Annotated in this window: 24 protein-coding genes and 1 tRNA gene; 13 read left to right on the top strand and 12 right to left on the bottom strand. The window is 73.3% G+C overall.

The genetic code is table 11. The annotated features are described in order from the left end of the window. Positions 1-386: 386 nt before the first annotated feature. Positions 387-1,649, bottom strand: a complete 1,263-nt coding sequence (locus tag VKK44_RS00125) for a DUF4032 domain-containing protein (protein WP_458351587.1) — start codon at positions 1,647-1,649, stop codon at positions 387-389. Between the two features lie 47 nt (positions 1,650-1,696). On the opposite strand from VKK44_RS00125, the gene VKK44_RS00120 reads away from it, so the two are divergent. From VKK44_RS00120 to VKK44_RS00110, 3 genes are all read left to right on the top strand, one after another. Continuing rightward, complete coding sequence (locus tag VKK44_RS00120; protein ID WP_343444754.1) at positions 1,697-2,458, top strand: phosphatase PAP2 family protein; 762 nt, start codon at positions 1,697-1,699, stop codon at positions 2,456-2,458. 85 nt (positions 2,459-2,543) lie between these two features. Next, entirely contained in the window at positions 2,544-5,108 is a 2,565-nt protein-coding gene (locus tag VKK44_RS00115) for a chitinase C-terminal domain-containing protein (RefSeq protein ID WP_343444753.1), read from the top strand. A 72-nt stretch (positions 5,109-5,180) separates the two neighbouring features. Then, positions 5,181-6,419, top strand: coding sequence for an APC family permease (locus VKK44_RS00110; protein WP_343444752.1), 1,239 nt, complete (start codon positions 5,181-5,183; stop codon positions 6,417-6,419). Between the two features lie 6 nt (positions 6,420-6,425). Here VKK44_RS00110 and VKK44_RS00105 read toward each other — a convergent pair whose 3' ends face one another. Continuing rightward, positions 6,426-8,198 carry an NAD-binding protein gene (locus tag VKK44_RS00105; RefSeq protein ID WP_343444751.1) on the bottom strand — a complete coding sequence of 591 codons (1,773 nt, stop codon included), beginning with the start codon at positions 8,196-8,198 and terminating at the stop codon, positions 6,426-6,428. Between the two features lie 88 nt (positions 8,199-8,286). Between VKK44_RS00105 and VKK44_RS00100 the strand changes: the two genes are divergently transcribed. From VKK44_RS00100 to VKK44_RS00075, 6 genes are all read left to right on the top strand, one after another. After that, positions 8,287-8,766 carry an MSMEG_6728 family protein gene (locus VKK44_RS00100; RefSeq protein WP_343444750.1) on the top strand — a complete coding sequence of 160 codons (480 nt, stop codon included), beginning with the start codon at positions 8,287-8,289 and terminating at the stop codon, positions 8,764-8,766. Between the two features lie 27 nt (positions 8,767-8,793). After that, positions 8,794-9,264: a hypothetical protein gene (locus VKK44_RS00095; RefSeq protein ID WP_343444749.1), complete on the top strand. Its 471-nt coding sequence runs from the start codon at positions 8,794-8,796 to the stop codon at positions 9,262-9,264. A 59-nt stretch (positions 9,265-9,323) separates the two neighbouring features. Then, positions 9,324-10,856, top strand: a complete 1,533-nt coding sequence (locus VKK44_RS00090) for an FAD-dependent oxidoreductase (RefSeq protein ID WP_343444748.1) — start codon at positions 9,324-9,326, stop codon at positions 10,854-10,856. Positions 10,857-10,896: 40 nt separating this feature from the next. Then, entirely contained in the window at positions 10,897-12,015 is a 1,119-nt protein-coding gene (locus VKK44_RS00085) for a hypothetical protein (RefSeq protein ID WP_343444746.1), read from the top strand. Between the two features lie 210 nt (positions 12,016-12,225). Further along, positions 12,226-12,666 carry an HNH endonuclease gene (locus tag VKK44_RS00080; protein WP_343444744.1) on the top strand — a complete coding sequence of 147 codons (441 nt, stop codon included), beginning with the start codon at positions 12,226-12,228 and terminating at the stop codon, positions 12,664-12,666. Between the two features lie 570 nt (positions 12,667-13,236). Then, positions 13,237-13,443, top strand: a complete 207-nt coding sequence (locus VKK44_RS00075; protein ID WP_343444743.1) for a helix-turn-helix transcriptional regulator — start codon at positions 13,237-13,239, stop codon at positions 13,441-13,443. A gap of 122 nt (positions 13,444-13,565) precedes the next feature. On the opposite strand, the gene VKK44_RS00070 is transcribed toward VKK44_RS00075, so the two are convergent. The 4 genes from VKK44_RS00070 to VKK44_RS00055 all read right to left on the bottom strand — a co-directional run bounded on the left by VKK44_RS00070 (position 13,566) and on the right by VKK44_RS00055 (position 18,108). Next, on the bottom strand, positions 13,566-14,165 hold the full coding sequence (locus VKK44_RS00070; protein ID WP_343444741.1) for a hypothetical protein: 600 nt from the start codon (positions 14,163-14,165) through the stop codon (positions 13,566-13,568). 60 nt (positions 14,166-14,225) lie between these two features. Then, complete coding sequence (locus VKK44_RS00065) at positions 14,226-14,819, bottom strand: hypothetical protein (RefSeq protein WP_343444740.1); 594 nt, start codon at positions 14,817-14,819, stop codon at positions 14,226-14,228. A 60-nt stretch (positions 14,820-14,879) separates the two neighbouring features. Continuing rightward, the gene (locus VKK44_RS00060; protein ID WP_343444739.1) at positions 14,880-15,638 is read right to left on the bottom strand and encodes an enoyl-CoA hydratase/isomerase family protein; all 759 of its coding nucleotides are present in this window, start codon (positions 15,636-15,638) and stop codon (positions 14,880-14,882) included. Between the two features lie 76 nt (positions 15,639-15,714). After that, positions 15,715-18,108, bottom strand: coding sequence for a M4 family metallopeptidase (locus VKK44_RS00055; RefSeq protein WP_343444738.1), 2,394 nt, complete (start codon positions 18,106-18,108; stop codon positions 15,715-15,717). 168 nt (positions 18,109-18,276) lie between these two features. Here VKK44_RS00055 and VKK44_RS00050 point away from each other — a divergent pair, with 168 nt between their 5' ends. After that, positions 18,277-18,840 carry a hypothetical protein gene (locus VKK44_RS00050; protein WP_343444736.1) on the top strand — a complete coding sequence of 188 codons (564 nt, stop codon included), beginning with the start codon at positions 18,277-18,279 and terminating at the stop codon, positions 18,838-18,840. Here the strand turns inward: VKK44_RS00050 and VKK44_RS00045 are convergent. After that, positions 18,743-19,627, bottom strand: coding sequence for a LysR family transcriptional regulator (locus VKK44_RS00045; protein ID WP_343444734.1), 885 nt, complete (start codon positions 19,625-19,627; stop codon positions 18,743-18,745). The two genes, VKK44_RS00050 and VKK44_RS00045, sit on opposite strands and share 98 nt — an antisense overlap. 72 nt (positions 19,628-19,699) lie before the next feature. Between VKK44_RS00045 and VKK44_RS00040 the strand changes: the two genes are divergently transcribed. Next, complete coding sequence (locus VKK44_RS00040; protein WP_343444733.1) at positions 19,700-20,356, top strand: type 1 glutamine amidotransferase domain-containing protein; 657 nt, start codon at positions 19,700-19,702, stop codon at positions 20,354-20,356. Between the two features lie 73 nt (positions 20,357-20,429). On the opposite strand, the gene VKK44_RS00035 is transcribed toward VKK44_RS00040, so the two are convergent. The 3 genes from VKK44_RS00035 to VKK44_RS00025 form a co-directional block, all read right to left on the bottom strand. Then, positions 20,430-21,041, bottom strand: coding sequence for a histidine phosphatase family protein (locus VKK44_RS00035; RefSeq protein WP_343444732.1), 612 nt, complete (start codon positions 21,039-21,041; stop codon positions 20,430-20,432). A gap of 65 nt (positions 21,042-21,106) precedes the next feature. Continuing rightward, a complete protein-coding gene (locus tag VKK44_RS00030; protein WP_343444731.1) occupies positions 21,107-21,526 on the bottom strand; it encodes a VOC family protein in 420 nt (139 codons plus the stop codon). A 10-nt stretch (positions 21,527-21,536) separates the two neighbouring features. Beyond that, complete coding sequence (locus VKK44_RS00025; protein WP_343444730.1) at positions 21,537-22,025, bottom strand: AraC family transcriptional regulator; 489 nt, start codon at positions 22,023-22,025, stop codon at positions 21,537-21,539. A gap of 158 nt (positions 22,026-22,183) precedes the next feature. Between VKK44_RS00025 and VKK44_RS00020 the strand changes: the two genes are divergently transcribed. After that, positions 22,184-22,864 (top strand): DUF4386 domain-containing protein, encoded by a 681-nt coding sequence (locus VKK44_RS00020; RefSeq protein WP_343444729.1) that lies wholly within the window; start codon positions 22,184-22,186, stop codon positions 22,862-22,864. A 41-nt stretch (positions 22,865-22,905) separates the two neighbouring features. On the opposite strand, the gene VKK44_RS00015 is transcribed toward VKK44_RS00020, so the two are convergent. After that, positions 22,906-22,982, bottom strand: a tRNA-Thr gene (locus VKK44_RS00015). 364 nt (positions 22,983-23,346) lie between these two features. On the opposite strand from VKK44_RS00015, the gene VKK44_RS00010 reads away from it, so the two are divergent. Next, positions 23,347-24,438 (top strand): ABC transporter ATP-binding protein, encoded by a 1,092-nt coding sequence (locus VKK44_RS00010; protein WP_343444728.1) that lies wholly within the window; start codon positions 23,347-23,349, stop codon positions 24,436-24,438. A 60-nt stretch (positions 24,439-24,498) separates the two neighbouring features. On the opposite strand, the gene rlmB is transcribed toward VKK44_RS00010, so the two are convergent. Then, the coding region (gene rlmB, locus VKK44_RS00005; protein WP_343444727.1) for a 23S rRNA (guanosine(2251)-2'-O)-methyltransferase RlmB at positions 24,499-25,381 on the bottom strand (883 nt) is incomplete at its 5' end.

Raw genomic sequence — 25,381 nt, 5'->3', positions numbered from 1 at the left:
CGCCCGACGGCACAGACGCCCGACGACACGCACGCCCGACGGCACAGACGCCCGACGACACGCACGCCCGACGGCACAGACGCCCGACGACACGCACGCCCGACGGCACAGACGCCCGACGACACGGACGGCGGACGGCGGGCGGCGGGCGGCGGGCGGCGGGCGGCGGGCGGCGGGCGGCGGGCGGCGGGAAGAGCCGGGGCACACCCACCGAGGGCACGGACAACCGACGGCCGACGGCTCCCGCAGCTCACGCGTCTGACTCATTCTTGCCATCAAGTTCGTAGCGCAACCAGGACACCCGTTTCACCTGCCGCCCAGGACGTCGCACGGGCCGCCGGGCCGCGTCAACCGACTAGCCGCGCCAGCCCGGCTCGGGGCGGGGATCAGGAGGTGGGGACCTCGACGCCCAGCACGGCCTGCTCGTCCGGGCGGTGCACCAGCACGTCGGCCAGGTAGGAGTGGACGGCCCGGCGCATCCCGACGTCCCGGCCGGCCTGCTCGGAGAGCAGCCACTTGTGCTCGATGATCTGGGCGAACAGCTCCTGCGGCTCCAGCTTGCGCCGCAGGTGCGCCGGCACCGCCCGGACCACCGGTTCGAAGACCTCGGTGAGCCAGCGGTGCGCCGCCTGCTGTTCGTCGGTCAGGTCGCTCTCCACCCGGTAGGCGTCCAGGTCGTTGAGGAGCTTGCGGGCCTGGTTCTCCTCGGCGTCCAGGCCGGTGAGCCGCAGCAGCCGGCGGGTGTGGTAGCCGGCGTCGACCACCTTGGGCCGCACCAGGTAACGCCCGTTGTCGACGGTCGACAGCGCCACCTCGGCCACGTCGAAGCCCAGCTCGTTGAGCCGGCGGATGCGGCCCTCGATGTCGTGCCGGGCGGCGCGCTCGACCTGCTGCTCGTAGGTGATCTCGTGCCAGAGCCGCTCGTAGCGCCGCACGACCTCCTCGCAGACCACCTCCGGGTCGATCGACTCGTGCAGCAGGCCGGCGGCCTGGAGGTCGAGCGCCTCGCCGAAGATGTTCACCCGGGCGATCTCCAGGTCCTCGCCGCGCTGGCCGTTGGAGAGCGACGGGTGCAGCGCCCCGGTCTCCGCGTCCACGAGGTAGGCGGCGAACGCGCCCGCGTCGCGCCGGAACAGCGTGTTCGACAGCGAGCAGTCGCCCCAGAAGAACCCGGTCAGGTGCATCCGCACGATCAGCGCGGCCAGCGCGTCCAGCAGCCGGTTCATCGTCTCCGGGCGCAGCGTGTTGGAGAACAGCGCGCGGTAGGGCAACGAGAACTGGAGGTGCCGGGTGATCAGCACCGGATCGAGCGGCTCGCCGTCGTCGGTCTGCCGGTCGGCCACGATGGCGATCGCCTCGACCGACGGGAAGTCGATCCGCTCCAACGCCCGCAACAGGTCGTACTCGCGTTCGGCGACCCGCTCGCCGGTCTCCTTCACCGCGTAGACGAAGCCGCCGAGCCGGACGAACCGCACGATGTGCCGGGAGATGCCCTGGGGCAGCGCCACCAGGTGCTCGGCAGGCCACTGCTCCAGCGGGGTCGACCAGGGAAGGTCGAGCAGCGCCGGGTCGACGAGGGCCGAGGTGATCCGCACGGCAACCAGTGTGACCGCTGACCCGGCGGAGCGCTTCCCTTCGTGGTTCGGCACACAACCGCCGATGACCGGCCGCCGTCGCCGGCCGGTAGCGTGGTCGCGTGCGCCAGACCTCAGGGGTACGCCGCGACCTGCGGCTGCGGCCCGTCCGACCGGCCGGTTGGTGGTACGACGGGCTGCTGCTCGCCGCGCTGGTGGCACTGACCGTGGCGCTCGCCGCCGGCCACCTGTTCGGGCTCGACCGGGCGGTCGCCGACTGGTCCGCCGCGCACCGGCCGACCGCCGCCCGGTGGGTGGCGATGGCGTTCAACCTGCTCGGCCAGGGCACCCCGCTGACGCTGCTGGCGGCCGGGCTGGGCGTGCTGCTGGCGCTGCGGCTGCGCTCGGTACGGGCGGTGCTGCCGCCGGTGACCGCGTTCGTGCTGACGTTCTTCACCATCGGTCCGCTGAAGGTGTGGACCGCCCGCCCGGCGCCGAGCGCCAGCGTCAAGGAGCCGTTCCTGCCGCCGGAGCAGACGCTCCCGCTGTTCCAGCACGACCTTCCGGTGCGCTTCGCCCAGTCGTACCCGTCCGGGCACGTCGCCAACGCGATCGTCTGGTACGGCGTACTCGCCCTGCTGCTGGTCCCGCTGCTGCGCACGGTCGGCCGCACCGTCGGGCCCCGGCTGGTCACCGTGATCCGGGTGGTGCCCCCGACGGTGGTCTTCTGCACCACCGTCTACCTGGGCTGGCACTGGCTCACCGACTCGGTCGCCGGCCTGCTGCTCGGCCTGCTGCTGGACCGGCTGCTGCGCCGGGTGCCCTGGAACGCCCTACCGCTGCCCGCCCGGCTCGGCGTCCGGCCGGTGGACCAGCTCGACTGAAAATCCGCCTCTTGTCCCGGCGCATCGACGCCGGTATACATTTAGCAACCTTAACAGTTAAGTTTGTTAAATGTAGGAGGTGCGCGTGCTGGCGAGACGAATCAGCCGCTGGCTGTCGACCGGTGCCGCCGGTCTGCTGACCGCGACGATGGCGGTGGTCGTGGCCGCCCCGAACGCCCGGTCGGCCGCCGCCGACGACGAGGCGTGCCGTCCCGACGGGCTCTACCGCACGCCCGGTGTGTCGGTGCCCTACTGCACCGTCTACGACACCGCCGGCCGGGAGAAGATGGGCGCCGACCACAGCCGCCGGATCATCGGCTACTTCACCAGCTGGCGGACCGGCCGCAACGGCGCCCCGGCCTACCTGGTGAACCAGATCCCGTGGCAGAAGGTCACCCACATCAACTACGCCTTCGCCCACGTCGACGGCGGCAACCGCATCTCCGTGGGCAACCCGACCGCCGCGAACAACCCGGCCACCAACATGACCTGGCCCGGGGTGGCCGGCGCCGAGATGGACCCGACCCTGCCCTACACCGGGCACTTCAACCTGCTCACCAAGTACAAGAAGCAGAACCCGAACGTCCGCACGCTGATCAGCGTCGGCGGCTGGGCCGAGACCGGCGGCTTCATCGACGACAACGGCGACCGCCTCGACTCCGGCGGCTTCTACCGGATGACCACCACCGGCACCAACACGGTCAACACCGCCGGCATCAACACGTTCGCCGACTCGGTGGTCACGTTCCTGCGCACGTACGGCTTCGACGGGGTGGACATCGACTACGAGTACCCCACCTCCAACAACAAGGCCGGCAACCCGCTCGACTTCGCCCAGGCCGACGCCAAGCGGGCCGGCCTCAACGCCTCGTACCAGGTGCTGATGCGCACGCTGCGGGAGAAGCTCGACCGGGCCGCCGCCACCGACGGCCGGCACTACCTGCTCACCGTGGCCGCGCCCGCGTCCGGCTGGCTGCTGCGCGGCATGGAGTCCTACCAGGCGTTGCAGTACCTCGACTACGTCAACGCGATGTCCTACGACCTGCACGGCGCGTGGAACCACTTCGTCGGGCCGAACGCGGCGCTCTACGACAACGGCGACGACGCCGAGCTGGCCTCCGGCGGCGTGTACGGCGCGTACTCCGGCATCGGCTACCTGAACACCGACTGGGCGTACCACTACTTCCGGGGCGCGCTGCCCAGCGGCCGGGTGAACATCGGCGTGCCCTACTACACCCGGGGCTGGCAGGGCGTCACCGGCGGCACCAACGGCCTGTGGGGGCGGGCGGCGCTGCCCGACCAGACGAAGTGTCCGGCCGGCACCGGCGGCTCGATCGGCTCCACCACCCCCTGCGGCAACGGCGCGGTCGGCATCGACAACCTCTGGCACGACCTCGACGCCGCCGGCAACGAGGTGCCCGGCGGCGCCAACCCGATGTGGCACGCGAAGAACCTCCAGGCGGGCATCACCGGCGACTACCTGACCGCGTACGGGCTCACCCCGGCCACCGACCCGGCCGACCGGATCAGCGGCAGCTACGCCCGGAACTACTCGCCGGCGCTGGTCGCGCCCTGGTTGTGGAACGCCGAGAAGAAGGTCTTCCTCTCCACCGAGGACGACCAGTCGCTCGCCGCCAAGGCCGACTACGTCGCCGCCCGGGGCATCGGCGGCGTGATGATCTGGGAACTGGCCGGCGACTACGCCTACGACTCCGCCAAGGGCCGGTACGGCATGGGCGACACGCTCACCACGCTGCTCTACGACCGGCTGAAGGCCGCCCCGGCCTACGGCGCCCGCAAGGCGACCAGCACCATGCCCACCCGGACGCTGGACGTGGCGGTCGGCATGGGCGGCTTCGCGCTCGGCGACAACAACTACCCGATCAACCCGGAGCTGCGGCTGACCAACAACACCGGCGCCCCGATCCCGGCCGGCGCGCAACTGGAGTTCGACTACCCGACCACCACCCCGGCCACGCTCAGCCAGCAGTCCGGCTGGGCGCTCACCACGGTCTCCACCGGCCACACCGGCAGCAACGTGGGCGGCCTGAAGGGCGACCACAACCGGGTACGCCTCACCGTGCCGGCCGCCATCGCGCCCGGCGCGTACGCCGAGGTGACGCTCAACTACCAGCTCCCGATCTCCGGCCCGGCCAACTTCACGCTCGCGTTCGGCGGCCAGACGTACGCGCTGACCGGCGACTGGGCGCGCGGCGGCGCGGTGGTCACCCCGTCGCCGACCCCGAGCGGCTCCACCCCGCCCGGCGGGGGCACCTGCGCCGCGCCGGCCTGGTCGGCGGCCACCGCGTACTCCGGTGGCGCGACCGTCTCCTACGGCGGGCACACCTGGAGCGCGAAGTGGTGGACCCAGGGCGAGACGCCCGGCAGCGCGGCGGCCTGGGCCGACCAGGGCGCCTGCGCCGGCTCCCCGACACCCACCCCGACCGGCACGGCGTCGCCGACGCCCACCGGCTCGCCGTCGCCCACGGGTGGGGCGTGCACGACGCCCGCCTGGGTCGCCGGCACGGCGTACCCCGGTGGTGCGGTGGTGTCCCACGTCGGACACCGGTGGACCGCGCGGTGGTGGACCCAGGGTGACGTCCCGGGGGCCAACAGCCAGGGCGTCTGGACCGACAACGGGCCCTGCTGAACCGGGACCGGTGCCGCCGGCGGATCACGCCGGCGGCACCGGTCGTTCACGTCCCGCCCCTAGGCTGCGGGTGTGGAACGACTGGTACGACGGCTCGGCGTGCCCGACGCGGTCGTCATCGGGTTGGGGTCGATGCTCGGCGCGGGCGTCTTCGTGGTCTTCGCACCGGCCGCGTCGGCGGCCGGCGGCGCCGGGCTCCTGGTGGCGCTCGCGCTGGCCGGCTTCATCGCGTTCTGCAACGCCACCAGCTCGGCGCGGCTCGCCGCCCGCTACCCGGAGTCCGGCGGCACCTACGTCTACGGCCGGGAGCGCCTGCACCCGTTCGCCGGTTTCGTGGCCGGCTGGGGGTTCGTGGTCGGCAAGACGGCGAGCTGCGCGGCCATGGCGCTGACCGTCGGGGCCTACCTGTGGCCGGGGCGGGCGCGGCTCGTCGCGGTCCTCGCGGTGGTGGCGGTGACCGCGGTGAACCTGCGCGGGATCGGCAAGACCGCGACCGCCACCCGGGTCCTGGTCGCGGTGGTGCTCACCGTGCTGGCCGTGGTGGCGGTGACCGGGGCGCCGCAGGTGACTGTCGACCGGCTCACCGGCGCCGCCGACGTCGGGGCGCACGGCGTGCTCACCGCGGCCGGCCTGCTCTTCTTCGCGTTCGCCGGCTATGCGCGGATCGCCACGCTGGGCGAGGAGGTCCGCGACCCGCAGCGCACCATCCCCCGCGCGGTGCCGCTGGCGCTCGGCGCGGTGCTCGCCGTCTACCTCACCCTGGCCGTGGTCGCGCTCGGCGTGCTGGGCACCGGCCGGCTGGCCGCCTCCTCGGCGCCGCTGGTCGAGGTGGTGACCGCCGCCGGCCGCCCCGGGCTGGCCTGGCTGGTACGCGCCGGGGCCACCGTCGCGGTGACCGGGGTGCTGCTCTCGCTGCTGGCCGGCGTCGGTCGCACCACGCTGGCGATGGCCCGCCGCCGGGACCTGCCGGGCGCGCTGGCCGCCGTGCACCCACGCCACCGGGTGCCGCACCGCGCCGAGCTGGCCGTGGCCGCCGTGGTGATCGTGGTGGTGGCGCTCGCCGACGTCCGGGGCGCGATCGGCTTCTCCAGTTGCACCGTGCTGGTCTACTACGCGATCACCAACGCCGCCGCGCTGACGCTCGACCGCGACCCGGCCCGGAGGCTGCCGGTGCGGCTGCTCGCCGCGCTGGGGCTGGTGGGGTGCCTGGTGCTCGCGGTCAGCCTGCCGCCGGCCAGCGTGCTCGCCGGGTTCGGCGTGCTCGCTCTCGGCGCGGCCGGGTACGCCCTCCGCCGCTCCCGCACGGCCTGACCCGGGTCACTCGTCCGGTTGGCGGGGGACCGGCGCGGTCGGCGGCAGGGGCGTGGTCTCGCGCAGCAGGGCGGTCAGCCCGGCCCGCCGGGCCACCACGGTCAGCCGGTCGCCGGCCTGCACCACCACGCGCGGATCGACCGACCAGTCGCCCTTCTGCCCGGCCCGGGTGTGCGCGAGCAGACGCACCTCGCCGGGGCGGGCCACCGCGCCGAGCGGACGGCCGTCCAGCGGCGAGCCGGCCACCACCGGCACCTCGGTGACCAGCAACGCGTGCCGGTCGACCGGGATGGTGGCGATCACCGCGCGGTCCAGCAGGGCCGCCGCGAACGACGGCGCGGCCAGGTAGGAGACGCTGCGCGAGATGCCGATGCCGAACGCCTGCTGGATCCGCTCGGCGAAGTCGCCGTCGAACAGCCGGAGCACGACCCGCAGGTCGGGGTCGAGGGAGCGGGCGATCAGCGCGGCGCGCAGGTTCGCCCCGTCGTCGGTGGAGACCACCACCAGCGCCTGGCTGGTGTCGACCGAGGCGGAGCGCAGCGTCTCCTCCAGGCCGGCGTCGCCGACGATCACCGGCACCCCGAGCCGGTGCGCCAGCGCGGTGCCGCGCGCGTCCGGGTTCTTGTCGATGGCCACCACCTCGACGCCGAAGTCGTGCAACTGGGCCATCACCCGGGTGCCGATGTTGCCCAGCCCGACCACCACCACGTGCCCGGAGCGGTCGGGCTGGATCCGGCCGGTGTGCAGGGCCAGCCGGGCGTTGACGATGCCGTCGACCACGGCGGCCGTGATCAGCGGGATCAACGCCAGCCCGGCCAGGTTGAGCACCACCTGCATGACCTGCGCGGCGACCGGCTTGTTGACGTCCGGGTCCTGCCCACTCAGCGTGGTGACCAGGGTGAGGTAGAGCGCCTCGCCCCAGGTGACCGCGGCGGCCCGGGCGTTGAGCCAGCCCAGCACCGCGATCACCCCGAGCAGCACCAGCACCGCGATGCCGATCTTGCGGGTGGCGAAGCTGCGGATCGCGCGGAGCAGCACCTCCACCGGCTGCCGGCGTCGCCGGGCCCGGACCAGTCGGCGGGCGGCCAGCTCGGTGCCGGGCGGTCGGCCGGTCGCCTCGGCCAGCACCACGTCGGCCGTCGCCTCGTCGGCGGGCAGCACCCGGACCAGCTCCGGGTCCGTCGTGACGGCCAGCCCGCAGACCACGTCCTGCGGGCGTACGTCGGCGCGGCGGGCCACGTAGAGCGTACGGCCGGCGTGCCGGAAGTGGGTCGGGGCCAGCTCGCCCAGCGCGGCGGCGACGAACGCGGGCGCGGCCATCGACGCGTCGGAGAGCACCGCCGAGCCGGGGAAGAGCTGCCGCAGCCCGTCCGCCAGGTTGGTGTTGAACATCCGCGCCACCAGGCGCAGCCGGGGCTCGACCTCCTGGGCGCAGAGCGCGGCGTGCATGTTGCCCACGTCGTCCTGGTGCAGCAGGGCCAGCCCGTCCGCGTCGGCCAACCCGGCCCGGCGGAACGCGGCCTCGTCGAGCCGGTCGGCCCGGATGACGCGTACGCCGGGCACGTCCCGCCCGTCGGGGCCGTCGGAGCGGCGGCGCTCCGGCACCACGAGCGTGACCCGCACCTGACCGGCGGTCGGGCCGGCGCCGAGCAGCGCCCGGACCACCCAGTAGGCCAGCGGGTCGGAGCCGCAGACCACGAAGTGGGGACGTTCGTCGCCGTTCGACCGGAGCCGCCACCCGGTCGCGCGGCGCGCGCGGTCGCGCAGGGGCTCGGCCATGACCGGATCGTAGTCAGCCGCTCGCGGCGCGCACAGCCCCCTTCGATCTTGAAGGCATGGCGCCGCCCGGGACGGGTAGAGCACCGCCATGCAGACGTTCCTGCCGTATCCGGACTTCCTGGCCAGCGCCCGGACCCTGGACCAGAAGCGGCTGGGCAAGCAGCGCGTGGAGGCCATCCAGGTGCTGCGCGGGCTGACCCGCCCGGACTACGGCTGGCGCAACCACCCGGCGGTGAAGATGTGGGCCGGGTACGAGGAGGCGCTGACCCGCTACGGGCTGGACATGTGCGCGGTGTGGTGCGAACCGGGTCGGGCGGACACCTGCGCGGCGACGCTCGCCACCGACCTCGCCGCGGCCTGCGGCGTCACGACGATCCGGACCCAGGACGCGCTGGCCACCGCCGGCGACCTGCCGCCCTGGCTCGGCCGCGACGACCTGCACCGCAGCCATCGTTCGTCGCTGCTGCGCAAGGACCCCGCCCACTACGCACCGCTCTTCCCCGACATCCCCACCGACCTGGAGTACGTCTGGCCCCCCTCCGACCGCCCCCGCCGCTGCCTACCGTGAGAGGAGGTCCCCTCTTAGGGTGTGGGGATGACGACCGCGCCCCGGGAGGCAGAGACGCGCATCGGTCCGGTCGGCGCGCTGCTCTGCCGAGTGGTGTTCTCGGCGATCTGCCTGCCCGGCCCGGTCCTGCTGGTCGTCGCCGTGTCGCAGAGCCGGAGCCTGTCCGCCGAGGACCGTTGGGGCCTGCTCGCCGGGGGCCTGTTGACGACGCTCATGGGCGGCGGCTTCGGCCTGTGGGGCCTGCGCCTCGTCACCCGCTCGCGCCGCGACGCGCAGCGGCTCGCCGCCACCGGCGTCGCCGCCACCGCGGAGGTTCTCACGGTGGCCGACCACCCGGGTGAGGGAGCCGCCGAGCTGAGACTCCACCTACGGATCAGCGGTACCGGCTTCGCCACCTTCGAGGTCGAGACGATCCGCGCCGACAACCCGGCCCTCGTGCCGGGAGCGCTTCTGGCCGTGGTCGTGGACCCGCAGGAACGCGTCTTCTCGATCGTGTAGCTGAGCCCCTTCCGTACGCCTCGGGCAGGATGGGGGCACTGTTGAGCGGAGGGTGGGGCGTGGGGCTGTCGCAGAGGGTTGGTCGGCTCATCGGCGTACGCGAGCACGTGGTGGACCCGGGCGGCGGTGGCGTGCCCCGCGTGCCGCGAGCGGCGTCGGCGCTGGTGGTGGGCGGCGGCATCGCCGGCATGTCGGCGGCGGTGGTGCTGGCCGAACGCGGCGTGGCGGTGACCGTGCTGGAGGCCGCGCCGCACCTCGGCGGCCGGCTCGGCGCCTGGCCGGAGGCGCTGGCGGACGGCGTCCAGCGCAACGAGCACGGGTTCCACGCGTTCTTCCGGCAGTACTGGAACTGGCGGGCGATCCTGCGCCGCGTCGACCCGGCGCTGGGTTTCCTCAAGCCGATCCCCGGCTATCCGATCCTGTCCGCGCAGTGGCCGACCGAGGAGTTCGGCAAGCTCCCGCCGGCCCCGCCGGCCAACCTGCTGGCGCTGCTGCTGCGCAGCCCGAGCCTGCGCCTGGCGGACCTGCGCGCGATGGACCGGGACGCCGCGTTGCCGCTGCTCACCTACGATCCGGTGCGCACCTACGCGGAGTTCGACGAGCGGACCGCGGACGAGCTGCTCACCTCGCTGCGGCTGCCGGACCGGGCCCGGGCCATGCTGTTCGAGGTCTTCTCGCACTCGTTCTTCAACCACGAGGCGGAGATGTCGGCCGCCGAGATGATCGCCCAGTTCCACTTCTACCTGCTCGGCAACCCGGAAGGGCTGGCCTTCGACTGCCCGGACGAGGACTACGCGACGGCGATCTGGGAGCCGCTGACCCGACACGTGGAGAAGCACGGCGGCCGGGTGCTGACCGGCACCCCGGCCACCCGCCTGGACCGTACGCCGGACGGCTGGCGGGTGACCGGCGCGAACGGCGACACCTGGGCGGCCGGGCACGTGGTGCTCGCCGTCGATCCGCCGGCGCTGGCCGCGCTGGTCGCGGACTCCCCCGGCCTGGTCGCGGCGGCGCCCGAGCTGGTGGCGCGGATGCCCGCGTTCGGCCGGCCCGGCCCGCCGTACGCGGTGGCGCGCTACTGGATGGACGGGGACGTGCGCCCGGACCGGGCGGTGTTCAGCGGCGTCTCCCGCCAGCCCACGCTGGACTCGGTGACGCTCTACCACCGACTGGAGGCCGAGCCGCGCCGCTGGGCGGAGCGCACCGACGGTGCGGTGGTGGAGCTGCACGCGTACGCCTGCGAGCCGGACGTGCCGGCCGACGAGCTGGCCGCCCGCATGCTGCGGGAGCTGACCGCGCTCTGGCCGGAGGTGGCCGCCCTGCGGGTGCGTGAGTTGCGGGCCCGGGTGGAGGCGCAGGCCCCGGCGTTCACGCCGGGCAGTCACGCCGGCCGGCCGGGGGTGCGGACCGACGCGGCCGGGCTGTACCTGGCCGGGGACGGCATCCGCACGGAGTTCCCGAGCGCGTTGATGGAGCGTTCGGCGGCCACCGGGATCATCGCGGCGAACCACATCCTGCGCGCCGAGGGCGCGGCGGCCGAGCCGGTCCGCTCGATCCGCCCGCGCGGCCTGCTGGCCGGTCGGGCACGATGATCCGTCAGTAAACGGTTAAAAAACACATTAAGGTCAAGCGGTGAGCACCGCGACGCGGACGGAGGAGCGGCGGGACGAGCGTTCGGTCGTGGTCACCGCGCTGCGGCTCGGCTGGTCCATGGCGGACGCCTACCACCACGCGCAGACCGCCGACCTGACCGACGGCGGGGACCGGCCGGCGACGGCCCCGGCGAAGCTGTCCAACCTGACCGAGTTGCCGGGCCGGCACCGGCTCGGCATGTACCTCGACGGCGTGGACGTGGCGCTGGCCCAGATCGCCGCGCTGACCCCGGCCGGCCGGGTGCTGCCGTCGACCGCCGCCGCCAGGCGGTCCGCCGGGGCGGACCGCGACCCGCTGCTGTTCGCGCTCGACGAGCTGAACGTCGACGTGCTGCGCTGGACGATGGCCACCGACCACCGGGTCGGGGTGGCGTACCGGCTCGGCCGTTCGCTCGCCGACACGGTCCGACGCGGCGACGGCAGCGAGCTGATCCCGCGGTTCGGCGGGCGGCAGTTCCAGCTCAGCCGATGGCTGGACGAGCTGGCCAGCGTGCTGCCGCCCTATTCGGCCGCGGTGGTACGCCGCTCGCTGTCCGCCTGGGCCACCGCCGTCGGTCGCGCCTCGGTCGGCGACCCGACCGAGGCCGGGCTCGCCGAGCTGGCCCGCGAGCTGCGCAACCAGGGCGACCTGTGGCGGGACGTGCTCACCGGCGGTCTGCATCCACGGGACCTGCTGGACGAGGAGAACTGGGCGGTGGTGGCCCGAAACCTGATCATTCGGGACCGGAAGCTGGTGGCGCAGGCGGCCCGGGGCATCTTCTGGCCGGTGCTGGCGCCGCTGCTGGTGGTCCTGCTGGCGGTGGTCGGGGTCAGCGCCGCGGCGGCGGCCGGCTCCCCCACCACCCGGGCGGCGGTGGCGCTCGTCGGTCTCGGGGCCGGACTCACCGCGATCTGGCGGTCGATCTCCACCCCGACGCTGTCGGTGGCCGCCGAGGTGAACCGGCCGCTGTTGGAGAGCGAGCTGGTGGCGCAGATGAGCGCCCGGATCGACCGACCGCTCACCGCCGCCCGCCGGGCCGGACGGGCCGGTCGGCAGCGGCCACCCTCCGACGGCGGATCGAAATACGTTGCCCGTGTCTCCGGCGCGGATCTACCGTGAACGCGCAAGGTCAACCACCGCTCCGGGAGCCGTCCATGTCGCTGCGATCCGCCACCACGATGACGTCGTGGCTGCTCGACGACGGCTGCCCGTGGTCCGGGAGGCCCGACTGACGCGCACGTCGTGCGCCCATGTCGTCGCCGCCCGGTCCGTGGACCGGGCGGCTTTTTCGTCGCCGTACCACCTGACCGATCGTGAAGGGAGAGCCCGGTGGACGCCGTCCTCGTCATCAACGCCGACCTCGGCCCGCTGCACCGGGTCACCGTCCAGCACGCGATCCGGATGCTCTGCCGCCGGGTCGCGGAGATCCACGAGTCCGAGCCGGACCGGCTCATCGGCGTCTTCCCGATGCCGCGGGTGGTCCGTCTCGTCCGGTACGTGGTGACGCGCTGGCGGTTCAGCGCCGGGCCGGCCTGGTCCCGGGCCGGGGTGCTGGCCCGCGACGGTCGGCGGTGCGCCTACTGCGACGGCCCGGCCACCACGATCGACCACGTCCTGCCCCGCTCGCGCGGTGGCCGCAACACCTGGGGGAACACCACCGCCGCCTGCTACGCGTGCAACCAGCGCAAGGGCGACCGGACCCCGGCCGAGGCGGGCATGCCGCTGCGGCGGGAGCCGGCGACGCCGAGCTGGGTCGCGCTGGCGCGGTGACGGACGGCCGGCGGGCACAGGGGGCGGTGCCGGGGGTACGCCTCCGGCGCGGCGCCCGCCGGCCCCGTCCGGTACTGGCTGTCGGTTGAACCTCCCCGGGCGGGACGCGGCGATCGGGAGCCGCTCCCGAAGTGGCCGGCGTTGCGTGCCCGGTTCCCGGCGAGGTGCCGCACCCAACCCAGGAACCTGCCATACATCGCCACCCCGTCCGGCGACTCGGGATTCAGCCGGGTCAGGTCGGCGATCGCCTCGTGCAGCAGCTCGGCCATGTCGACGGCCAGCCACTTCGGTTCGCCGGCGTACTGCGCGGCCAACTCCAGCCGAGCCGGTCCGCAGGGCCACGGGTTGGCGCAGGCCGCACAGAACCACAGCGGCTTGACGGGTGCATGGCGCTGCATGTCCACCTCCGGACGGTCGGCTCGGATGGGCCCGACCAGGTGTGACGTCCAACGGGCGGGTCCAGCCCATCGCACACCAATCTCCACCCCTGTCAATCTGGGGACCCCTGATCGAGGATCCCCGGTCGGGGATCCCTGCCTGGGGAGATTAGTCTGTGCATATGTTCAGCCCATGGCCAAGGGACCCGGCACGCTGATGGGACCGTGGGAGATCTGCGAACGGCTCGGGGTGTCCCGATCGCGGTTCCAGCAGATCGCCATGCGCCCTTCGTTCCCGAAGCCGTACCAGGAGCTACGCGCCACGAAGGTGTGGTTGGCCGCCGACGTGGAAGCCTGGATCGCCGAGCACCGACAGCCTCGACCGACCGACGACGAGTAGGCCCGCCCCGCAATCGGCCGAGGATCGGATGATCGACTCCAGTACGCCGAAGTAGCGGGGTCGCGGCTCTCGGGATGCCGCCACTTCCCCGAACCGGAGCCCGGTCCGTCCCCGGGAGCCCTTCAGAGCGGTTCAGTCGCCGGGTCGGCGGGATGCGCCCGCAGGAACGCCTCGGCCCGGCGCGCGTCGCGGAGAATCCACCAGCAGGCGATGCCGAACATGACGCCCGTGATGCCGATCAGGGCCAGCCAGATCGGGGCGAGACTGAGCAGGGCCTGGCCGAGGTTCATCGTCAGCAGGCCACCGAACAACGGGAGGAGACGCCGCTGGCGGACTATCTGCGCCGCGGTCGTGCGCAGCCAGGGCAGATCCTCCGGGGAGGCCACCACATTGCGACGGACCGCCCGTGCCAGCTCGCGGCGGCGACGCCAACTCACCGCCCACAGCGGTGACTCCTGGCCGGCGCGGTGGCTGCTGCCGCGGAACATCCGGATCAGCGCGACGACCTCGACCGCGAGACCCAGCACCGCCAGGATCCCGCCGGTCACCTCCAGCCAGGCCGGCGGGTCACCGCGCTCCAGCCAGGTCGCCGCAAAGCCCTCCGCCAGCAGCCCCACCAAGAACGACACCAGCGCGAAGGCCAGGACCACGCCGACGACCAGCAGCCGAACCCGCCGGCGTCCCCGCCGGATCTCCCGACCTTGCCCCGTGCCATCCATCATGGCCTCCAATGTGGATCTCGGAAGGAAATGGCCCTCGGCGGGGCCGGAATCCTCCAAGGTCTAGTGCGGCGCGCGAGTCGGCTCGGTCGAGTGGTGGTGGCGCAGGTACGTCGCCGCCCGGCGGGCGTCCCGGTGGACCTGCCATCCGGCCAACGCGAACAGCGCCGCCACCAGGCCGAAGACGGCCAGCGCCACGGGCGAGGCGAACCGGGCCAACGCCTGCCCGAGGTTGACCATCACGAGCCCGGCCGCGAGGGTCGCCCACCAGCCGCCGTCCACCATCTGGCGGGCGACCACGGTGAGCGTCGACGGGTCGGCGTCGGTGTCGCCGCGTCGCACCTGCCTGACCAGCCGGGACCGCTCCCGCATGCCCATCGCCCACAGCGGGGACTGCCGGCGGGACCGGAGCCGCCCGCGCCGGGCGGCCCACACCAGCGCACCGACCTCGACCAGCAGGCCGAGGACGGTGAGCGCGATCCCGGTGATCGACGCCCACTCCGGCGTCCGCCCCTGCGGCCAGGACGGCAGGTTGCCGCCGTTCACCTGCCGGGCGATCAGCACGCCGAGCACGCCGCCCAGCAGCGGCACACCGAGCATGAGCCAGAGGAATTGCCGGCGTCCGCGCCGGATCGCACGCTGCTCCGTACCGTCCATCGTGGCCCCCCGTTCGACGGCTCGGGACGTACCCGAAAAGGGCGGCCGGTCAAACGGCGGTCAGCGAGGGGCCCAGCCGAAGCGCGGCGGCCGGCGTTCGTTGGCCGCCGCGACCCCCTCGCGGGCCTCGCCGCTGTCCCGCACCTGCGCGTGCCACCAGGCGACCCGGTCGGCGTCGGCGCGCCCGTCGACGATCTCCTTGGCGGCCGTGACGGTGAGCCGGGAGCGCCCGGCCACGGTGGCGGTCAGCGCCGCCACCCGGTCGGCGAGCGCGGCGGCCGGCAGCACCTCGTCGACCAGGCCGATCCGCAGCGCCCGCTCGGCGTCGACGAGGTCGCCGGTGAACAGCAGGTGCTTGGCGGCGGACGGCCCGACCAGGCCGGCCAGCCGGCGGGTGGTCGGCGCGGGGTAGACCAGGCCGAGCCGCGCCGGCGGTACGCCGAACCGGGCGTCCGCCGCGGCCAGCCGCAGGTCGCAGGCGACGGCGAGCTGACAGCCGCCGCCGACGCAGGCGCCCTCGATCGCGGCGACGGTGGGGCGGCCGAACGCGGCGAGCCGTTCCTCGGCGGCCACCGCGATGCTGCCGTCACCGGCGGAAAGCAGCTCGTCCAGGTCGCCCAGGTCGGCGCCGGCGCAGAACGTGCCGCCCGCTCCGGTGAGCACCAGCACCCGGACCGCCGGGTCCGCCTCCAGGGCGTCGAGCAGCACCGGGAGCTGCCGCCACATGGCCGGGGTCATGGCGTTGCGGCGGGTGGGGTTCCGGATCACCACGGTCGCCACCGGGCCGTCCACCGTGACGGTCAACTCCGCGTCGGACATGGGTCCGACGGTAACGGGCGGGGCCCGGTGACCACCCGCGTGGGGTGGCCGCCGGGCCCCGGGTCGGGCGGTCAGGTCAGGAGACGTCGACCGCGGTGTCGTCGATGACGAACGACGTCTGGAGGGACGCGTCCTCGGTGCCGGTGAACTTCAGCGTGACGGTCTGCCCGGCGTACGCGGCCAGGGAGAACGACTTCTGGGTGTAGCCGGTGGCCTTGTTCAGGTTCGAGTAGGTCGCCAGCGTCGCCAGCACGGTGCCGGACGAGTTGAGCACCTGCACGGTCAGCTTGTCGTACTGCACGGTGGTGGTGGACTCCGCCGAGTCGATGTGCAGCCAGAAGCTGAAGTTGTAGGTCGAGCAGCCGCTCGGCAGCGCCACCGACTGCGCGATGTTCTCGTTGCTGCTGTAGCCGTAGCCGTTCAGCCAGGCGAACCGGGTGCCGCCGTGCGCCGACTGGCCGGTGAAGGCGCCGATCGCGCCGGTGGTGCCGGTCCACGGGCTGGTGCCGGTCTCGAAGCCCGCGTTGCCGAGCTTCTGGCCGGCGCCGGTGCAGCCGCCGCCGGTGCCGGTGACGGTCAGCGAGTACGTGGCGGACTTCGCGCCCGACGTCGCGCTGCCGGTGACGGTCACCGAGTAGGTGCCGGTCGGCGTGCTCGCGCTGGTGGTGATGGTGAGCGTGGACGAGCCGCCCGAGGTCACCGAGGCGGGGCTGAACGACGCGGTGGCGCCGGTCGGCAGGCCGGACGCGGAGAACGTCACGGTCTGCGCGGTCCCGCTGGTGGTGGCGGTGCCGACGGTGGCGGTGGCGGAACCGCCCTGGGTGACCGAGCCGGCGGTCGGGGAGAGCGAGACGGAGAAGTCGTTCCCGGTGGAGCTGCACGGCGCGTCGTTGCCGGCCACGTTCACCGCGGTCCACGCCGCCTGGACGGCCTTGTACTCGGTGGAGCAGTTGCCGTACAGGTCGGTCGCCGCCCGCAGGGTGTACGCGCGGGCCGTGTTCGACGGGGTGGTGGTGTTGACGTACGAGGTGTTCGAGGTGAAGTACACGTCGAGCGCCCGGTACCAGATCTTCTCCGCCTTGGCGCGACCGATGCCGGTCACCGCCGGGGCCGAGCCGCAGACCGGCGAGGTGCCGTACGCGGTGGCGCCGGTGCCCTCGGCCAGGTTGAAGTAGAAGTGGTTGCCCACGCCGGAGGAGTAGTGCACGTCCTTGTTCTTCGTGCTGGTGGACCAGCAGGAGTCGGACGAGCCGTCCAGCGACGGGTTGTACATGTAGCGCAGCGGCGTGCCGTTGCCGTTGATGTTGATCTTCTCGCCGACCTGGTAGTCACCCGGGTCGCTGGGCGCGGCGGCGTAGAACTCCATCATGTTGCCGAAGATGTCGCTGGTGGCCTCGTTGAGGCCGCCGGACTCACCGGAGTAGACCAGGCCGGACAGCGCCTCGGTGACGCCGTGGCTCATCTCGTGGCCGGCCACGTCCAGCGAGACCAGCGGGCGGGAGTTGCTCGACCCGTCGCCGTAGGTCATCTGGGACCCGTCCCAGAACGCGTTGACGTAGTTGTTGCCGTAGTGCACCCGGCTCGGCACGCCCTGGCCGTTGCCGAAGATGCCGTTGCGGCCGTGCACGTTGAGGAAGTAGTCGAACGTCTTCGCGGCGCCGAAGTGGGCGTCCACGGCGGCCGACTGCCGGTTGGAGTTGGCGCCGTTGCCCCACGCGTTGTCGGCGTCGGTGAACGTGGTGCAGGTCGAGGTGCCGTTGTTCATGTCGCAGGTACGGCCGTTGCCGTGCGACGGGTCGATCATCGAGTAGGTGCTGCCGGAGAGCGTGGTGTCGATGCTGACCGAACCGGTGTAGATGCCCTGGCCGCTGCCGACCACCGACTCGATCTCGTCGTACGAGCCGATCACCTTGCCGGTCGTGGCGTCCGTGATGACGTGCAGCTTCGACGGCGTCTGCTTGTCCGCCTTCCAGCCGGAGGCGACCGTCTCCCAGGCCAGCCGGCCCTTGCCGCTGCTGGCGTCCACGAACAGCTCGGGCGCGCCGACCGAGGTGAGGCTGCCGGAGAACGCCTTGCGCGCGCTGGCCTTGGCGGCGTCCGCGCCGACCTTGGCGCTGGTGCCGAGCGTCAGCGGGGCGGACAGGCCGACCGAGGTGCCGCTCATGGTGCCGTTCGGAGCGGTGTGGACGACGAAGTCACCGCCGTAGACCCGCAGGCCCTGGTAGGTCCGGGTGTAGCGGGTGTGGGCCGCCCCGGAGGGGTCGACCTTGGTGCGGACGGCCTGGTACGCCTCCCCGCCGGCACCCTGCACCGCGCCGGGGTTGGCGCGCAGCAGGCTGTCGGCGCGTGCCGCGGCGGCACGCTCGGGGCTGGGGGCGCTGGGCGCTGCCGCTTGCGCCGTGGTGGTGACGCAGGCCAGCACGCCGCTGGTGAGCAGCGCTGCGCTGACGGCGGCGACGGTTCTTTTCACATGCCCTCCTGGAAGGAAGTTGTGACGGGGGTAGTCACTGATGTAGATATAGCTGAGACATCGACGGACGTGAAAGAGGGCGACGGCTTCCCGTCCCAGACACTGACCGAACGGATGAGGGGGCACGGTGGTCCGGAACCAGGTGGCCCCGTCGCGCGTCCGATCGGCATGAGAGCAGCCCCCGCCGTGGCGGTCGCCGTCGCCGCCGTCCTCACCCCGCTCGCCGGCTGCGCCCGGGCCGACGCGCCGGCCCCCGTCGGACCGGCCGCCACCCCACCGCCCGGCGTCGAGGTGGTGCTCGTGCGTTCCGGCGGCATCGCCGGGTTGAGCGACACCGTCACCGTGCGGCCGGACGGCCACTGGACGAAGACCGACCGGGCCGGCGCCGCCCGCGACGGCCGCCTCACCGACGCCGACCTCGACCGGCTGCGGCAACTCACCGCCGATCCCCGCCTGGCCGCCGAGGCCGCCGTCACCGTGCCGGCCACCATGTGCGCCGACGCGTTCACCTACCGGCTCACCGTCGGCCCGACCACCAGCTCCTACGTGGACTGCCCGCCGCAGGCGACCCCGCCGGCCGCCACCGCCGAGGTGGTCGGCCTGCTCACCCGCGTCACCGGCGGACCCGGGCCGGTCACCAGCCGGGCGCCGCCGCGAGCAGCGCCCGCCGCACGGCCCGCGTCTCGCGCCGGCCGGCCGCCGCCGGCCGGGCCGCGAGGAAGAGCGTGTTGAGCGGCGGCACCGGCGGCGCGAGCAGCGCCCGCAACGCGCCGGAGGCCAGCTCGCCCCGGCAGAGGTACGCCGGCAGCACGCTCGCGCCCGCGCCCGCCACCACGGCCGACCGGACCGCCCGCAGGTCGGCCACGACCAGACTGGGCACCCGGGTGAGCCGGGTGTCGAAGACGGTGCGCCAGTACCGGCGCAGGATCGGCGCCTCCTCGCCCCAGGCGACCAGCGGCACGTCCCGCAGCGCCGCCGGGGTCACCGGCCCGGTCAGCCGCTCGGCCCACGACGGCGCCGCCACCAGCACGAACTCCTCGTCGTAGAGCGGCTCGACGGCCACGCCGCGCCGGCGCGGGCGCACGCTCGTCACCGCCAGGTCGAGCCGGCCGGCGACCAGGTCGTCCAGCAGCCGATCCGGCATCCCGGCCACCACCCGCAGCTCCAGGCCGTCGGCCACCAGGCCGGCCAGCGCCGGCAGGACCCGCTCGGCGAGCAGCTCGGCCGGCCCGCCGAGGAAGACCGTCCGGGCGTACGCCGTGTCCGGCGTCTCGGTCAGCACGGCAGCGAGGCGGTCCAGCGGCTCGGCCACCCGGCGGGCCAGCTCGTCCCCGGCGGCGGTCGGGGTGACGCCCCGGGGCAGCCGGTCGAAGAGCGGCCGGCCGACCGCCTCCTCCAGCGCCCGGAGCTGGGCGGTCACCGTGGGCTGCGCCACACCGAGCAGCTCGGCCGCGCCGGTGACCGAACCGGCGCGGTGCACGGCGAGGAAGCTGCGGAGCAGGTCCAGCGACACCTTCACATCAGCAAACCTATCGCCGACGTGACTCTCGCCTATTGGTCAGCTATGGCTCGGCGCGTCAGCATGGTGGTCATGACTCGTGCACTCATCGCGCTGACCAGCCATTCCGACCTCGGCACCACCGGCCGAAAGACCGGCTACTACGTCGGTGAGGCCGCCGAACCGTGGGAGGTCCTCCGGGCCGCCGGATATGACGTCGACCTGGTGTCGGTGGCCGGCGGCGAGCCGCCGACCGACGGCCGGGACACCGACGACAAGACGCAGAACGACTTCCTCGCCACCGCCGGCGTGACCGACACCCCGAAGGCGGCGGACGTCGACCCGTCCGGCTATGACGTGATCGTCTTCGCCGGCGGCCACGGCACGATGTGGGACTTCCCCGACGACCCGGACCTGGCCCGGATCGCCCGCTCGGTCTACGAGCGCGGCGGTGTGGTCGCCGCCGTCTGTCACGGCCCCTCCGCGCTGGTGAACCTCACCCTCACCGACGGCTCGCGGCTGGTCGCCGGCAAGCGGGTGGCCGGCTTCACCAACGACGAGGAGGCCGCCGTCGGCCTCACCGAGGTGGTGCCGTTCCTGCTCGCCGACAGGCTCACCGAGGCCGGCGCGCAGCACGTCCCGGCACCGAACTTCACCGAGCACGTGGTGGTCGACGACCGCCTGGTCACCGGCCAGAACCCGCAGTCCGCCCGGGCCCTGGCCGAGGCCGTGGTGAAGCTGCGCGGCTGAGCCGCGGCGCCGGCGGCGCGGTCGCCGGATGCCGGGTGCCCGGCGCGACGCCGACTTGTGTGGTGTGCGCGCCTCAGAAGCGGTAGTCGTCGGGCAGGCCGGTGGCGCGCAGCTCGGGCGGCAGGTGGGCGGCGTCGTTCAGCGCGACCACCGTCGGCGGGCCGGCCGAACTGTAGCGGATCACGGTCAACGCGCAGTTGGCGTAGGCGAGCCCGATCCACCGGCGCTCCGGCGCCTCCAGGGCGTGCCGCACCAGCCAGGCCACCAGGAAGTTGTGGGTCACCACCAGCTCACGGACGTCGCCCTCGGCGGGGGCGGTGGCGAACCGGGCCACCGCCCCCGCCGTCACGCGCGGTCCCTCCCGGCGTTCCCGCTCGGAGAACTGGGTGAGGAACGCCGCGTGCCGCTCCGGCAGGCCGGCCGGGTCGGTGTCGTGCGGCATGTGGTCGCCGGCCCGGTCGTCGGAGCCGACCGGGACGCCGGGCAGCTCCGCGCCGACCAGCGCGGCGGTCTCCGCGGCGCGGGCCAGCGGCCCGTGGTGCACCGCGTCGAGGCGCGCGCCGCGCAGGCGTTCCCCGAGCAGCGTGGCCTGCCGACGGCCCCGCGCCGAGAGGCCGGTGTCCGCCTCCGCGTCGGGACGGTCCTGCTCGCCGTGTCGGGCCAGGAACAGCAGGCGGCTCGCCATCGGTCACCTCGTCAAGATCGGGAGGCCGACCCTAGCCCGCCGCTCGCGATCCCCGCAGCCCGCGATCAGCCTCGCGGATGCATCTGGCCGATCCGGATCCGGTTGCCGAACGGGTCGCGGATGCCGAAGTCGATCCCGTACGGCCGGTCGGTCGGCTCGTCGATGACCTCCACGCCCTTGGCCACCAGGTCCGCGTACGTCTGGTGCGCGTCGTCGGTGGTGAGGAACAGGAAGCCGCCGGTGGCGCCCTTGGTGAGCAGCTCCCGGACCTGCTCCGCGGTCTTCGGGTCCAGCGCCGGCGGGCCGGGCTTCTCCAACAGGATCTCCCGGTCGGGGTCACCCGGCACGTTGACCGTGAGCCACCGCATGAAGCCGAGATCCTGGTCGGTGTGCACCTCCATGCCCAGCTTGCCGACGTAGAAGTCGAGGGCCTCATCCTGGTCGAGCACGTAGATCTGGGAGCGGGAGATCGAAGTCATCGTCATACCGAGGACGCTAGAGCAGGCTCCCGGCCTGCTGCTTATCCAAAACTGCACGTTCCGGCCGCGGCACACGTCCGTCCGGTGCCGGCACGGCGGGCCGGCCGACGGCGGCGCTCGGGCGCATCCATGCCCTGGTGAAGCAGCTCGGCACGTCGGCCGGGGCGGCCTTGCGACGCCGGTAGGCCGAGGGCGACTCGCCGACGATGTCGTGGAACGTCCGGCTGAACGTGCCGAGGCTGCCGAAACCGACCAGGTGGCAGATCTCGGTGACCGGTTCCGCGGTGCGCACCAGCAGGTACATGGCCCGCTCGATCCGGCGACGTTGCAGGTAGCGGTGCGGCGTCTCGCCGAACGTGGCCCGGAAGGTGCGGATGAAGTGCGCCTCCGAGACGAACGCGATCCGGGCCAACGCCGGAATGTCCAGCGGCTGCGCGTACGCCCGGTCCATCGCGTCCCGGGCGCGCAGCATCGCCCGGTTCGACTCCTCCACGGCACGGCTCATCGCCGCTCAGGCTACCCGGGGCCTGGTCAACGCATTCCGCGCAGTCCCGGCCCCGGTTCGACATGCGGTCGGACACGCGACCTGAGGAGGATGCCCGAGCGGCCGATTCGCAGCCGGCAATCGATCGAAGAGGATAAAACAATGACGGGAGGGCACTGATGGACTCACTGCGGAAGACCGCGCTGGTCGCGGGCGGGTGCTACGTGCTCACCTTCGCCTCGATCCCGACCCTCACCCTGTACGCCCCGGTGCGCGAGGCCGACTACCTCGTCGGCACCACGTCGGACACCCCGGTCGTGGCCGGCGGCGTCCTCGAGGTGATCGTCGCGCTCGCCTGCATCGGCACGGCCGTCGCGCTGTTCCCCGTGCTCAGGAGGCAGGGCGAGGCGCGGGCGCTGGGCTTCGTCGCCGCCCGGGTCCTCGAAGCCGCCGGCATCTTCGTCGGCGTCGCCAGCCTCCTGACGCTCGTGGCCCTGCGGCGGGCCGGAGCCGGAGCGGACGCGCTGGTCACCGGCCAGGCGCTGGTCGCGCTCTACGACTCGATGTTCCTGCTCAGCCAGAGCCTCATCCCGGCCGTGAACGCGCTGTTGCTGGGCTCCCTGCTGTACCAGTCACGCCTCGTCCCGCGCGTTCTGCCGCTGCTCGGGCTCGTCGGGGCACCCCTGCTCGTCGCTGCCGACGTCGGCGTGCTCTTCGACCTCTGGGACCGGCTGTCCCCGGTGACCGCGATCGCGGCCCTCCCGATCGCGGTGTGGGAGTTCTCGCTGGGCGTCTACCTGATCGTCAAAGGCTTCCGGCCCGCGCCGCTCACCACCGGCGCCCGGGACGCCGCCGGCTGACCGTCGCGCGAGGGCTGTCGGCCGGGAACGTCCTGTGGAATTGGAGCCCCCGGCCGGGATCGAACCGGCGACATCTCGCTTACAAGGCGAGTGCTCTGGCCAGCTGAGCTACAGGGGCGCGTGTGACGGGCTCAGCATAGCGACTGGGCTCGGAAAATCCCGCCTGGCAGGGGTCCCGAGCACGGAAAACGTCACTTTCCTCACCGGCTTGGCCGACCGATCGTCCACTGATCGCGCTCTCCGCGGGGAGATTGATGCCTCTGAGTGCCCGACTGACCGAAATGTGTATGCGGTCCGTCCCACCCGCAGCGTCTCGTCTTGGCACGAACGCGAAAGCCGTTTACGGTGCAGTGACACGGACGACACTCCGGCCGGCCCCGGCTGCCCGGACGACGCCCCCGTTGGCCGGCACCTCGGGTGCCGGTCGCTCCTTCACTCGGATCGTCCGGCACGTTCCTGCCGGTGAAAGGAAGCGCTCCCTCATGGCTACGGTCACCTACGCGAAGGCGTCCCGGATCTATCCGGGCACCGAGCGCCCCGCCGTCAACCAGCTCGACCTCCAGATCGGTGACGGGGAGTTCCTCGTCCTGGTCGGTCCGTCCGGCTGCGGAAAGTCCACCAGCCTGCGGATGCTCGCCGGCCTGGAGGACGTCGACGACGGCGCGATCTACATCGACGACCGGGACGTCACCCACCTCCCGCCGAAGGCCCGCGACATCGCGATGGTCTTCCAGAACTACGCCCTCTACCCGCACATGACGGTGTACGAGAACATGGCGTTCGCGCTCAAGCTGCGCAAGACCTCGAAGTCGGAGATCGACCGGCGGGTCAAGGAGGCGGCCGGGCTGCTCCAGTTGGAGGAGTTCCTCAGCCGCAAGCCGAAGGCGCTCTCCGGCGGTCAGCGCCAGCGGGTCGCCATGGGCCGCGCGATCGTCCGGGAGCCGCAGGTCTTCCTCATGGACGAGCCGCTGTCGAACCTCGACGCCAAGCTCCGCGTGCAGACCCGTACGCAGATCGCCTCGCTCCAGGCGAAGCTCGGCGTCACCACCGTCTACGTCACCCACGACCAGGTCGAGGCCATGACCATGGGCCACCGGGTGGCGGTCATGCTGGACGGTGTGCTCCAGCAGGTGGACACCCCGCGGGCGCTCTACGACACCCCGTCCAACGTCTTCGTCGCCGGCTTCATGGGCTCCCCGGCCATGAACATCAAGACGGTGAAGCTGACCGACCAGGGCGGCGTGTTCGCCGAGATGGTCATGCCGCTGACCCGCGAGCAGATCGAGGCGGCCCGCGGCGAGGGCGGCGACGGCAAGGTCACCGTCGGCTTCCGGCCGGAGGACTGCGACCTGGTGAGCCCGTCCGAGGGCGGCATGCCGGTCGTGGTCGAGCTGGTCGAGGACCTGGGCTCCGACGCCAACGTCTACGGCCACGCCGCGCTGGAGGGCCACAACGAGCGGTTCGTGGTCCGCACCGACCGGCGCAGCATGCCGAACATGGGCGACACCGTGTTCGTCAAGCCGCGTGCCGGCCGTAGCCACGTCTTCCACGCCACCACCGGCCAGCGGATCTGACGTACGCGAAGAAAGGGGCGGCCCGCCACCGGCGGACCGCCCCTTTCTCGTGCTTGCGGGTCAGGCCTCGACGGCGCGACGGCGCGCGACCTCGGCGAGCGTGACCGCGGCGGCGACGCTCGCGTTGAGCGACTCCACGTCGGAGATCATCGGGATGCTGACGGTCAGGTCGCAGGTCTCGCCGACCAGGCGGGACAGGCCGCGCCCCTCCGAGCCGACCACCACGACCAGCGGGCCGACCGCGGCCTCCAGGTCGTAGAGGTCGGTCTGCCCGTCGGCGTCCAGGCCGACCACGATGAAGCCGGCCTCCTTGCATGCCTTGAGCGACCGGGTCAGGTTGGTGACCTGGGCGACCGGAACACGCGCGGCAGCGCCGGCGCTGGTCCGCCAGGCGGTCGCGGTGATCCCGGCGGCACGCCGCTCGGGTACGAAGACACCCTGCGCGCCGAACGCGGCGGCCGACCGGATCACCGCGCCGAGGTTGCGCGGATCGGTTACCCCGTCCAGCGCGACCAGCAGCGGGGCGGGCTGCTCCAGCGCGGTGGTGACCAGGTCCTCGAACGGCTCGTAGGCGAACGGCGGCACCTGGAGGCCGACGCCCTGGTGCAGCACCCCACCGGTCATCCGGTCCAGCTCGGCGCGGCCGACCTCGAGGATCGCGATGCCCCGGTCGGCTGCGGTGCGGACGATCTCCTTGACGCGGTCGTCCACGTCGATGCCCTGCGCGGTGTAGAGCGCGGTCGCCGGCACCTGGGCGCGCAGCGACTCCAGCACCGGGTTCCGCCCGACGAGCAGCTCGGGGCTGTCCTTCGCCGGGTTCGACTTGCGGCCGGGGGCCACCCGGGGCCCGCCGGACCGGCCGGTCGGCTTGCCGCCGCTGCGGCCCTTGGCCGTGGGTACGCCCCGGCCACCGCCCCTGCCCCAGGTGGTGTCCTTGCTGCCG

The sequence above is a fragment of the Micromonospora sp. DSM 45708 genome, assembly GCF_039566955.1.
Taxonomy (GTDB): domain Bacteria; phylum Actinomycetota; class Actinomycetes; order Mycobacteriales; family Micromonosporaceae; genus Micromonospora.
This window is presented reverse-complemented; position numbering and strand designations above follow the sequence as displayed.